The sequence below is a fragment of the Bradyrhizobium lablabi genome (genome assembly GCF_001440475.1).
GTDB classification, from domain to species: domain Bacteria; phylum Pseudomonadota; class Alphaproteobacteria; order Rhizobiales; family Xanthobacteraceae; genus Bradyrhizobium; species Bradyrhizobium lablabi.
This window is the reverse complement of sequence record NZ_LLYB01000076.1, coordinates 20,691-31,291: the sequence shown is the minus strand read 5'-3', so window position 1 is coordinate 31,291 and position 10,601 is coordinate 20,691. Positions and strand designations below refer to the sequence as shown.

Here is a 10,601-nt window from a genome sequence, read left to right as displayed (position 1 = left end):
CCAGGCGCTCGAATTCGGCGGCGTCCACAAAGCCGAGGCGTACGGCCTCTTTCTTCAATGTCGTTCCATTTGCGTGCGCTGATTTGGCGACCTTCGCCGCGTTGTCGTATCCGATCTTCGGAGCCAGTGCGGTGACCAGCATCAGCGATCGCTCCATCAACTCGCGGATTCGCTTTTCGTCGGCGCGGATGCCGGAAACGCAATGCTCAGTGAATGAGCGTGCCGCGTCCGACAGCAATTGAATGGAATGTATCATACAATATGCCAACACCGGCTTGTAAACGTTCAGTTCGAAATGTCCCTGGCTGCCGGCGACCGTGATGGCTGTCTGGTTGCCGAACACCTGGCAGCACACCATGGTCATCGCCTCGCACTGCGTGGGGTTGACCTTGCCGGGCATGATCGATGAGCCCGGTTCGTTTTCCGGCAAGATCAACTCGCCGAGTCCGGAACGCGGGCCCGATCCCAGCAGGCGAATGTCATTGGCGATCTTGAACAGGCCGGTCGCCACCGAATTGATCGCGCCGTGCACGCTGACATACGCATCGTTGGAAGCCAGCGCCTCGAACTTGTTGGGCGCGCTGGTGAAGGGCAGTTTGGTGATTTTCGCGACGTGGCCTGCGAACAGCTTGGCAAATTTCGGCTTCGAATTGAGGCCGGTTCCAACCGCGGTGCCGCCTTGCGCCAGCGGGAACAGTTCCTTCACCGCCGTCCGCAGCCGCGCGATCCCGCTCTCGACCTGCGCGGCGTAGCCCGAGAATTCCTGCCCCAGCGTCAGCGGCGTTGCGTCCTGGGTATGGGTCCGCCCGATCTTGACGATCTTGGCGAACGCCTTTTCCTTTTTTCGCAATTCGCGATGCAGTTCGTCGAGCGCCGGGATCAGGTCGGCGATGATGCGTTCGGCGGCAGCGATGTGCATCGCCGTCGGAAATGAATCGTTCGACGATTGGCTCATATTGACGTGGTCGTTGGGATGAACCGGCTCCTTGGCGCCGAGCTTGCCGCCCAGTATCTCGTTGGCGCGGTTGGCGATCACCTCGTTGAGGTTCATGTTGGTCTGGGTGCCGGAGCCGGTCTGCCAGACGACCAGAGGGAAGTGATCGTCGAGCTTGCCGTCGATCACCTCCCGTGCGGCGCGGATGATCGCTTTGGCTTTGCGCTCATCGATCAGTCCGAGTTCCAGGTTGGTCTGGGCGGCGGCGAGTTTGACGAGGCCGAGCGCATGGACGACCGCGATCGGCATGCGATCCTGGCCGATCTTGAAATTCTGCCGCGAGCGCTCCGTCTGCGCGCCCCAATAGCGATCGGCGGCCACATCGATCGGACCGAAGCTGTCGGTCTCGCTGCGGGTGGATTTGTTTCCGGATGTTTCTGATCGAGCCATGCGTAATGTCCGTTGCGCCTTGAAATGGCGGAACGCGTACACTACAGCGTGGCGGAGTTTCCCGCGCTTAGATTATTTCTTGCGGAAACGATCCAGCCGAACCACTTCCGCGCCTTCGCTCGTCTTGACCGGCTCGTCCTTGCTTTCCGCGGCGGGCTCGGGCTCCGGTGCGGCGACGGGCAGGGCGGACGCTGCCGGAACCGTCGGTAGCTTCGCCGCCGGCGCCTCGGCCATGGTTTCTGACGGCTCGAATTGCAGGCCGAACTGTACCGACGGGTCGAGGAAGCTCTTGATCGCCGCGAACGGCACCACCAGCCGCTCGGGAATGCCGCCGAACGACAGTCCGACCTCGAAACGATCTTCCGTCACCACCAGATCCCAGAACTGGTGCTGCAGGATGATCGTCATCTCTTCCGGATATTGCGCCAAAAGCCGCGGCGAAAGCTTCACGCCGTCGGCGGTGGACAGGAAGGTGATGAAGAAATGATGCTCGCCGGGCAGGCCGTGCTCGGCTGCGTCCGACAGCACGCGGCGCAGCACTCCGCGCAGCGCGTCGCGCGCCAGCACGTCATAACGGATATGATCGGTTGCCATGGTCGTCCTGTTACGTCTGTGGCCGCCGGTCCCCCGACTCGCCCCTTTGCCCCCATGCTACCCCGGCGGCAGCCGCAGGTCAGCAGGCGCGACGGATCGAATTTGCAGCAACGGCTCCGTCGGCCGGAAATGAAAGAATTAAGTGGAGGCTTCTGTTGCCAGGTGCCTCCGGACCCCGCCTAGCGGAGCTTAACCCGCTAGGACTTTAGATTGGTCTTTCAAACTGCGTTACGCAGCCTGAGCAACCGGAGCATAGTTGTCGTTTGCAACTATTGCATGGCCCGATATCGGCGGAACCATACCGAGAAAAAACGCGCCCTTTACGCCCTCGTCGATCCTGTTTCGCCCCCGCCGAAACCCGCCTCAGGAAGGGTGGGCTTGGGTGGAGGCGCCGGGTACTGCCCCCGGGTCCGAATGGTTTATTGCGACGGTCATTTATTTCCATAGCCGGCGAACCGGCACCCCCAATATAGGGTGCAAGTCTGCAGAAAAATAGGGCCGAAGACACCGAACGGGAGGGGAACGCGGCTTGAACTTTCGGTTTGATGTCGCCGAGTTGCGGTTTCGCCACGGATTCGAGCATTCTCGAAACGCAGCAGAGGCCGTGGCCTCTGGAGCGCCATCTGTGTTAACCCGGCAAGCCGCGCGGGTCGTGGATGCTGGCGGCACCGTCGCCCGGGGGTGTTACGGCGATGCAATCGCAATGGTTGCGATCGACGGCCCGCGGGCGGGCTTGATTATGGTCTTAAGGCGTCATTTGCCGTTCGACCCAAAAGCGTTTTTGGTTTTGCTGGCGTTGTCCGACGAAAGTCGCTAGCAAGTTTCCGGGACAAGCTTTCAAGTTATCCAAACAAGCGGGCGTATCCGCCTTTGGGGGAGGAGCATCGATGAACGCTACGCCGGGCCAAGCGCCGGTTAAATCTATCATGCCGAAATGGGTTCGGAATCCGCAGGACTTCGTCGGCGGAATTGCCATGATGGCTATCGCCGTGTTCGCCCTCTGGGCGTCGAGCGACCTGCAAGGCATGCGCGGGTTTTCGTTTGGTGCCGGCACGGCGCCGCGGATGTTCGCAACCCTGTTGCTCGGTCTAGGCGCGGCCATCACCGTCGTCGGCGTTTTGACCGAAGGCCAGCACCTTGCCAAATATCACTGGCGGGGTCCGCTGTTCGTGACGCTCTCGATCGTGTCGTTTGCCCTTACGATCCGCTCGATGGGCATGATCTTCTCGGCCTTGACGAGCTTCCTGATCGCGGCATGCGGATCGCCGGAGACGCGGTGGGTGGAAACCTTCATCGTCGGCGTCTGCCTGACGGCGTTTTGCGCCCTGCTGTTTCCCTATGCGCTCGGCCTGCCTCTGCAGCTTCTGCCGACTTTCATGATCCGGTGAGGGTGCGATGGGCGATATTTTTTCAAACCTTGGACTTGGCTTCGGCGTCGTCTTCCAGTTCGTGCAATGGACCCCCGCATTCCTCGGCGGGACTTCCATTCCGATTCCGGTCAACATTCTGCTCTGCCTGATCGGCGCGCTGGTCGGCACCCTCGTTGGCGTGCTGCCGGGTATCGGCACCATCGCTACCGTGGCGATGCTGCTGCCGATCACCTTTGGTCTGCCGCCGGTGGGCGCGCTGATCATGCTGGCCGGCATTTATTACGGCGCGCAGTATGGCGGCTCGACCACGTCGATCCTCGTCAACATTCCCGGTGAGGCCGGGTCGGTCGTTACCGCGCTCGACGGCTTCCAGATGGCCAAGCAGGGCCGCGCCGGTCCGGCGCTGGCGATCGCTGCGATCGGATCGTTCTTCGCCGGCTGCGTCGCGACCGTTCTCATTGCCATCCTGGGCGCGCCGCTCACCAAGCTCGCGCTGGCATTCGGGCCTGCCGAGTATTTCTCGCTGATGGTGCTCGGCCTGATCTTCGCGGTCGTGCTCGCAAAGGGCTCGGTGCTGAAGGCGATCGCGATGATCGTTCTGGGGCTGCTGCTGTCCATGGTCGGGTCCGACATTGAAACCGGCGCATCGCGCATGGCTTTCAACATTCCCGAACTGGCCGACGGTCTGGGCTTCGCCACGCTGGCGATGGGGTTGTTCGGTTTTGCGGAGATCATCCGCAATCTCGATGCCGGCGGCGAAAGCGATCGCGAACTGGTTCAGCAAAAGGTCACGGGCCTGATGCCGACCAGGAAGGACATGATCGATTCCACGCCGCCGATCCTGCGCGGCACCGTGCTTGGATCGATCCTCGGCATTCTGCCGGGCGGCGGCGCCGTCATCGCATCGTTCGCGGCCTATACGCTCGAGAAGAAGGTCTCGAGGACGCCCGAGAAGTTCGGCCGCGGTGCGATCCAGGGCGTTGCGGCGCCCGAAAGCGCCAACAATGCCGCTGCGCAGACCTCGTTCATCCCGCTGCTCACGCTCGGCATTCCGCCGAACGCGGTGATGGCGCTGATGGTCGGTGCGATGACCATTCACGGTATCGTGCCCGGCCCGCAGGTGATGCAGAAGCAGCCGGAACTGGTCTGGGGCATGATCGCCTCGATGTGGGTCGGCAACCTGATGCTGCTCATCATCAACTTGCCGCTCGTCGGAATCTGGGTGCGGCTCTTGCGCGTGCCGTATCGCCTGATGTTCCCGTCGATCGTGATCTTCTGCTCGATCGGCATCTATTCGGTGAACAACGCGCCGACAGATGTCATCCTTGCAGGCGTGTTCGGGCTGGTCGGCTACTGGCTGATCAAGCACGATTTCGAGCCGGCGCCGCTGCTGCTCGGCATGGTGCTCGGACCGCTGATGGAAGAAAATCTGCGCCGGGCGCTGTTGATCTCGCGCGGCGACTGGTCAGTCTTCCTGACGCGTCCGCTATCTGCCGTGCTGATGGCGATTGCGGCTGGATTGCTGGTTCTGACGGTGCTGCCGACGCTGCGCAAGAAACGCGACGAGGTGTTCGTCGAATCCGAGAATTAACCTGCGGCGGTGCGCCGCAGGTTGAAGTCTGGTCGACTTCGCGTGAACTGATATGAGATGCAGATGCCGGCTTGGGAGAGCCGGCATTTGTTTAAGGGCTGAAGGAACTTAACATGAATTGGTATGGACGCTCGCTCGCGAGTGGCTGTCTGGCTGCGCTCGCCGGACTGGCATTGCTTTCTGCGCAGGCGCAGGCTCAGACCTATCCGTCGCGCAACATCACCATGATCGTGCCGTTTGCGGCGGGTGGACCGACTGACGTCATCGCGCGCATCGTTACCGGTCACATGGCTCAGACGCTCGGCCAGGCCATCATCATCGAAAACGTGGTCGGCGCCGGCGGTACCACCGCCACCACCCGTGCCGCGCGCGCCGCCAATGACGGCTATACGCTGATCACCGGGCACATGGGCACGCATGCGGCTTCCGTGCCGCTTTATCCGAAGCTCGCCTATCATCCGGAAAAGGATTTCGAGCCGGTCGGACTGCTGGCCGGCACGCCGATCCTGATCCTGGCGCGCAAGGATTTCCCGCCGAAGGACCTCAAGGAATTCATCGCCTACGTCAAGGCGAACGAAAGCAAGGTCAACGCCGCGCATGCCGGCATCGGCTCGGTCTCTCACGTGTCGTGCGAACTGCTGAACTCGGTCCTTGGGGTGAAGCCGATCGGCGTTCCCTTCAACGGCACCGGTCCGGCGATGAACGCGCTGGTGGCCGGTCAGGTCGATTACATGTGCGACCAGATCGTCAATGCTGTGCCGCAGATCAATGGCGGCACCATCAAGGCCTATGCCGTAGCGACGCCCGAGCGCAACCCGTCGCTCCCCGACGTCCCCACCACCACCGAGGCCGGCCTGCCGGCCTTCCAGGCCCAGGCCTGGAACGCGATCTTTGCGCCGAAGGGAACGCCGCCGGATGTCGTCGCCAAGTTGAACGCCGCCGTGGTCAAGGCACTGGAAGACGACGCCGTGCGCAAGCGCCTGCTCGAGCTCGGCAGCGTCATCCCGGCGCCCGCCGATCGTACGCCGGCTGCATTGGGAACCCTGGTGAAGAATGAAGTCGCGAAGTGGACGCCAGTGCTCAAGCCGGTGAATTGATCCACATAATCAGGTCGATAGGCGAGGGGCGGGACGCAGGTTCCGCCCCTTGTCGTTTGTCCGGGAGATGATCATTTTTCGGGTATAATCAGTGCCTGACGCCGAATCGGCGTGTCGATCCGATGTCCCGGCCGCTACATTCGCCGCCCTGATGAAGGCCTGAAGCACCAGCCATGAACCAGTATCACGACCTGCTCGAACGCATCCTCTCTGACGGCGCGGAGAAGCACGACCGCACCGGTACCGGCACGCTGTCGATCTTCGGTCACCAGATGCGGTTCAACCTTTCGGCCGGGTTTCCGATGCTGACCACCAAGCGCCTGCCGCTGAAGGCGATCGTGCACGAACTGCTCTGGTTCCTGGCCGGCGACACCAACATCAAATACCTAAAAGACAACGGCGTTTCGATCTGGGACGAGTGGGCCGACGCCAATGGCGATCTCGGCCCGGTCTATGGATCGCAATGGCGCTCATGGCCGGCGCCGGACGGGCGCAGCATCGACCAGATTTCCAACGTCATCGACATGATCAGGCGAAACCCGGATTCGCGGCGGCTGATCGTGAGCGCGTGGAATCCGGCCGACGTCGACAAGATGGCGCTGCCGCCCTGTCATTGCCTGTTCCAGTTCTACGTCGCCAACGGCAAGCTCTCCTGCCAGCTCTACCAGCGCTCGGCCGACGTGTTCCTCGGCGTGCCCTTCAACATCGCGTCCTATTCGTTGCTGACCATGATGGTCGCGCAGGTGACGGGACTGAAGCCCGGCGATTTCGTGCATTCACTCGGCGATGCGCATCTCTACTCCAACCACCTCGAACAGGCGCGGCTGCAACTGACACGGCCGACACGGCCGTTGCCAGTGATGAAGATCAATCCGGACGTGAAGGACATCTTCGGCTTCCGTTACGAGGATTTCGCGCTCGAAGGCTACGACCCGCATCCGCACATCAAGGCCGAAGTCGCGGTGTGAGCGATTGATGTCCCTCACGATCCGCCGCGCACGACCGGGCGAAGCGGGACTTGTCCTGTCCTTCGTTCGCGAACTCGCCGAATACGAAAAGCTGCTGCACGAAGTGGAGGCGACCGAAGCCGGCATTGACGTTGCGCTGTTCGGCGCGAATCCGCGCCTGTTCTGCGATATCGCCGAGTGGGACGGGATGCCTGCCGGCTTTGCGGTCTGGTTCGTCAATTTCTCGACCTTCAGCGGCCGCTCCGGAATCTATCTGGAAGATCTGTTTGTTCGTCCTGCGCTGCGCGGCAAGGGAATTGGCAAGGCACTGCTGGTGCATCTCGCGAGGGAATGCGTGGCGAGTGGCTGGTCGCGATTGCAGTGGGCGGTGCTCGACTGGAACACGCCGTCGATTGAATTCTACAAGTCGCTCGGCGCGGAGCTGATGGACGAGTGGACGATTTGCCGGGTCGGCGGTCCGGCGCTTGCGGCGCTGGCGCAGGGGACGCGATAATGGAAATCGTTTTCGTCGTAGCGGTTGCGGAGAACGGCGTGATCGGCGCCGGCGGCGCCATTCCGTGGCGGCTCAAATCCGACATGGCGCACTTCAAGGCGCTGACGATGGGCAAGCCCGTGGTGATGGGCCGCAAGACGTTCGTCTCGATCGGGCGGCCGCTGCCCGGGCGGACCAACATCGTCGTCACCCGTGACAGCGGATTCCGTGCCGAGGGCGTCGTGGTTACCCATTCCTTCGCCGACGCGAAGGCGATCGCCACCGGCGATGCGCTGCGACGTTTCGCCACTGAGATCGCCGTGATCGGCGGCGCGGAAATCTATGCGCAATGGATGGACAGCGCCGATCGCCTGGAGATTACCGAGGTGCATGCCCGGCCCGAGGGCGACACGCGCTTCCCGGCGCTCGATCCAGCCGCATGGGAAGAGGTGGCGCGCGCGCGAAATCCGGCCGGTCCGGACGACAGTGCCGATTTCTCCTATGTGACATTTCGCCGGCGCCATCAACGTTAACCTCGCTAACCAATGTTTGCATTGACAAAAATGGCGTCAGGCATAGCTCCTTCGAGCAGGAAGCTTGCGTTGTAAGGGCCCGGGCGGTCCCCTATAAAGCCGGGCGGATATGCGAGGCTGAGGCATCCCCAACAGGCGGACCCGGGTCCCCCGCAGAGGAGAGTTTATATGCCGTGGAAGAATCAAGGCGGGGGCCCCTGGGGTCAGGGTCCCAAGGGACCGTGGGGCGGTGGACCGCAGTCGGTCGGGCCGAGGCCGCCTGATCTGGAGGACCTTCTGCGGCGCGGCCAGGACAGGCTGCAGCAGCTGCTGCCGGGCGGACATTTCAGCGGCATGGGCATCGCGCTGGTGCTGGCCGGTGCGCTGGTGATCTGGGGGCTGTCGGGCTTCTTCCGCGTGCAGTCGGAAGAGCTCGGCGTGGTGCTGCGCTTCGGCAAGCATGTGCGCACCGTCGACCCCGGACTGAACTATCATCTGCCCTATCCGATCGAAACCGTGCTGCTGCCGAAGGCGCTGCGCGTCTCCACCATCTCGATCGGCATGACGCTGATCGACGATCCGGCGCGGCGCGGCCGCACCATGCGGGACGTGCCGGAAGAAAGCCTGATGCTGACCGGCGACGAAAACATCGTCGACGTCGATTTCACGGTGTTGTGGCGGATCAAGCCGAACGGTGTCGGCAATTTCCTCTTCAACATCCAGAATCCCGAGGGCACCGTGAAGGCGGTGGCCGAGAGCGCGATGCGCGAGGTGATCGGCCGTTCGCAGATCCAGCCGATCCTCACCGGCGCTCGCAACACCACCGAGCAGGCCGTTCACGAGCTGATGCAGAAGACGCTCGATAATTACGGCTCGGGCGTTCAGATCACGCAGGTGCAGATGCAGAAGGTCGACCCGCCTGCGCAGGTCATCGACGCGTTCCGCGACGTCCAGGCGGCGCGCGCCGACTTCGAGCGCTTGCAGAACGAGGCGCAATCCTATGCCAACCGCGTCGTTCCCGACGCCCGCGGTCGCGCCGCGCAGATCCTGCAGGTCGCCGAGGGCTACAAGGAACAGGCGGTCGCCGAGGCCAAGGGCCAGAGCGCGCGCTTTACGAAGGTCTATGATGAATACAAGAAGGCGCCCGACGTGACGCGGCAGCGAATTTACCTGGAGACGATGGAGCGGATTCTCGGCGGTTCCGAGAAGCTGGTCTATGACGGCGGCAACAACGGGCAAGGTCAGGGCCTCGTGCCATATCTGCCGCTCAGCGAATTGACGCCGCGCCGTCCGGCGCCGACCGCCGGTCAGCCGCAGAGCGGAGGCGCACGATGAGGTCCCCGGTTGCAGGTATTGTCAGCCTGATCCTGCTGTTCGCCCTCGTGATCGTGGGCTACAGCTCGATCTTCACGGTGTCGCAGACCGAGCAGGCGCTCGTGGTGCGGCTCGGCCGGCCGGTCGACGTCGTGTCCGAACCGGGCCTGAACTTCAAGGCGCCGTTCATCGACACCGTCATCAGCATCGACAAGCGCATTCTCGATCTGGAAAACCCGTCGCAGGAAGTCATCGCGTCCGACCAGAAACGGCTCGTGGTCGACGCCTTCGCCCGCTACCGGATCAAGAACCCGCTGCGCTTCTATCAGAGCATCGGCTCGATCCAGGCCGCCAACATCCAACTCACCACGCTGTTGAACGCGGCACTGCGCCGCGTGCTGGGCGAGGTCACCTTTATCAATGTGGTGCGCGACGAACGCGAGGGCCTGATGACGCGCATCCGCGACCAGCTCGACCGGGAGGCCGACCAGTACGGCATTCAGGTGGTCGACGTGCGTATCCGCCGCGCCGACCTGCCGGAGCAGAACAGCCAGGCGGTCTACAAGCGCATGCAGACCGAACGTGAGCGCGAAGCCCAGGAGTTCCGCGCCCAGGGCGGCCAGAAGGCGCAGGAGATCCGCTCGAAGGCCGACCGCGAGGCGACCGTCATTGTCGCGGAGGCCAATTCGACCGCCGAGCAGACGCGCGGCGCGGGCGACGCCGAGCGCAACCGGCTGTTCGCCGAGGCCTATGGCCGAGATCCGGATTTCTTCGCCTTCTATCGTTCGATGTCGGCTTACGAGACCGGGCTCCGCTCCAACGACACCCGCTTCCTGCTGCGGCCTGATTCCGAATTCTTCCGCTTCTTCGCCAATCCGTCCGGTCACGCGCCGGCGGCCGCAGCACCGAAGCAGTAGATCTCGGGCCGGAGATAAAGGCGGTTAACGGCGAAGCGGGGGGCCGCTTCGCCGGCTTAAAATCAAAAGGCGCTTTGAATAGCGGGGGGATGCCATCCGATGAGGTCCATAGCGTTCGCCGACTTCCTCATCGGTGTGGGCATCCTCTTTGTGCTCGAAGGTCTGATGTTCGCCGCCAGCCCGGCCTGGATGCGCCGGGCGATGAAAAGCGCGATGGCGACGCCGGACAATATCCTGCGCACCGTCGGCATCGTCTCGGCGGTCGTGGGTCTGCTGCTGATCTGGTTCGTGCGGCGGTAGCGCATTTTACCGTCGTTTGCGGCAAGATTCGACGGACAGCCCTGGAACTTTCTGGCGCCTGCTGCGTGTAATGGCCCGCCGT

12 protein-coding genes and 1 other RNA gene are annotated in these 10,601 nt (G+C 62.9%); 10 read left to right on the top strand and 3 right to left on the bottom strand.

The annotated features are described in order from the left end of the window. From fumC to ssrA, 3 genes are all read right to left on the bottom strand, one after another. Window positions 1–1,384: class II fumarate hydratase (fumC, locus tag CQ14_RS20395; protein WP_057859636.1), on the bottom strand; the 1,384-nt coding region annotated here is incomplete at its 3' end. 72 nt (window positions 1,385–1,456) lie between these two features. After that, on the bottom strand, window positions 1,457–1,978 hold the full coding sequence (locus tag CQ14_RS20390; RefSeq protein WP_057859635.1) for an SspB family protein: 522 nt from the start codon (window positions 1,976–1,978) through the stop codon (window positions 1,457–1,459). A gap of 141 nt (window positions 1,979–2,119) precedes the next feature. Beyond that, window positions 2,120–2,477: a transfer-messenger RNA gene (ssrA, locus tag CQ14_RS41590) on the bottom strand. A 30-nt stretch (window positions 2,478–2,507) separates the two neighbouring features. Here ssrA and CQ14_RS20385 point away from each other — a divergent pair. The 10 genes from CQ14_RS20385 (at window position 2,508) to CQ14_RS20340 (ending at window position 10,519) form a co-directional block, all read left to right on the top strand. Beyond that, window positions 2,508–2,795 carry a hypothetical protein gene (locus CQ14_RS20385; RefSeq protein WP_057859634.1) on the top strand — a complete coding sequence of 96 codons (288 nt, stop codon included), beginning with the start codon at window positions 2,508–2,510 and terminating at the stop codon, window positions 2,793–2,795. A 109-nt stretch (window positions 2,796–2,904) separates the two neighbouring features. After that, window positions 2,905–3,366, top strand: a complete 462-nt coding sequence (locus tag CQ14_RS20380) for a tripartite tricarboxylate transporter TctB family protein (RefSeq protein ID WP_245320429.1) — start codon at window positions 2,905–2,907, stop codon at window positions 3,364–3,366. Between the two features lie 7 nt (window positions 3,367–3,373). Next, on the top strand, window positions 3,374–4,939 hold the full coding sequence (locus CQ14_RS20375; RefSeq protein WP_057859632.1) for a tripartite tricarboxylate transporter permease: 1,566 nt from the start codon (window positions 3,374–3,376) through the stop codon (window positions 4,937–4,939). A gap of 113 nt (window positions 4,940–5,052) precedes the next feature. Then, window positions 5,053–6,036 (top strand): tripartite tricarboxylate transporter substrate binding protein BugD, encoded by a 984-nt coding sequence (locus CQ14_RS20370; protein ID WP_057859631.1) that lies wholly within the window; start codon window positions 5,053–5,055, stop codon window positions 6,034–6,036. A gap of 173 nt (window positions 6,037–6,209) precedes the next feature. Further along, a complete protein-coding gene (locus tag CQ14_RS20365; RefSeq protein WP_057859630.1) occupies window positions 6,210–7,004 on the top strand; it encodes a thymidylate synthase in 795 nt (264 codons plus the stop codon). 7 nt (window positions 7,005–7,011) lie between these two features. Further along, window positions 7,012–7,497, top strand: a complete 486-nt coding sequence (locus CQ14_RS20360; protein ID WP_057859629.1) for a GNAT family N-acetyltransferase — start codon at window positions 7,012–7,014, stop codon at window positions 7,495–7,497. Then, a complete protein-coding gene (locus CQ14_RS20355; protein WP_057859628.1) occupies window positions 7,497–8,009 on the top strand; it encodes a dihydrofolate reductase in 513 nt (170 codons plus the stop codon). Before CQ14_RS20360 ends, CQ14_RS20355 begins: the two co-directional genes overlap by 1 nt. Window positions 8,010–8,177: 168 nt before the next feature. Beyond that, window positions 8,178–9,323, top strand: coding sequence for an FtsH protease activity modulator HflK (gene hflK / locus CQ14_RS20350; RefSeq protein WP_057859627.1), 1,146 nt, complete (start codon window positions 8,178–8,180; stop codon window positions 9,321–9,323). Next, a complete protein-coding gene (gene hflC, locus CQ14_RS20345) occupies window positions 9,320–10,219 on the top strand; it encodes a protease modulator HflC (protein ID WP_057859626.1) in 900 nt (299 codons plus the stop codon). The genes hflK and hflC overlap by 4 nt, the downstream gene beginning before the upstream one ends. A gap of 99 nt (window positions 10,220–10,318) precedes the next feature. After that, on the top strand, window positions 10,319–10,519 hold the full coding sequence (locus tag CQ14_RS20340) for a DUF2065 domain-containing protein (RefSeq protein ID WP_057859625.1): 201 nt from the start codon (window positions 10,319–10,321) through the stop codon (window positions 10,517–10,519). The last annotated feature ends 82 nt before the right edge of the window (window positions 10,520–10,601 follow it).

Bases quoted from the DNA above. Each gene is read 5' to 3' on its own strand.
- CQ14_RS20390 (WP_057859635.1), bottom strand. From the start codon at position 1,978: ATGGCAACCGATCATATCCGTTATGACGTGCTGGCGCGCGACGCGCTG.
- CQ14_RS20380 (WP_245320429.1), top strand. From the start codon at position 2,905: ATGCCGAAATGGGTTCGGAATCCGCAGGACTTCGTCGGCGGAATTGCC.
- CQ14_RS20375 (WP_057859632.1), top strand. From the start codon at position 3,374: ATGGGCGATATTTTTTCAAACCTTGGACTTGGCTTCGGCGTCGTCTTC.
- CQ14_RS20370 (WP_057859631.1), top strand. From the start codon at position 5,053: ATGAATTGGTATGGACGCTCGCTCGCGAGTGGCTGTCTGGCTGCGCTC.
- CQ14_RS20365 (WP_057859630.1), top strand. From the start codon at position 6,210: ATGAACCAGTATCACGACCTGCTCGAACGCATCCTCTCTGACGGCGCG.
- CQ14_RS20360 (WP_057859629.1), top strand. From the start codon at position 7,012: ATGTCCCTCACGATCCGCCGCGCACGACCGGGCGAAGCGGGACTTGTC.
- CQ14_RS20355 (WP_057859628.1), top strand. From the start codon at position 7,497: ATGGAAATCGTTTTCGTCGTAGCGGTTGCGGAGAACGGCGTGATCGGC.
- hflK (WP_057859627.1), top strand. From the start codon at position 8,178: ATGCCGTGGAAGAATCAAGGCGGGGGCCCCTGGGGTCAGGGTCCCAAG.
- hflC (WP_057859626.1), top strand. From the start codon at position 9,320: ATGAGGTCCCCGGTTGCAGGTATTGTCAGCCTGATCCTGCTGTTCGCC.
- CQ14_RS20340 (WP_057859625.1), top strand. From the start codon at position 10,319: ATGAGGTCCATAGCGTTCGCCGACTTCCTCATCGGTGTGGGCATCCTC.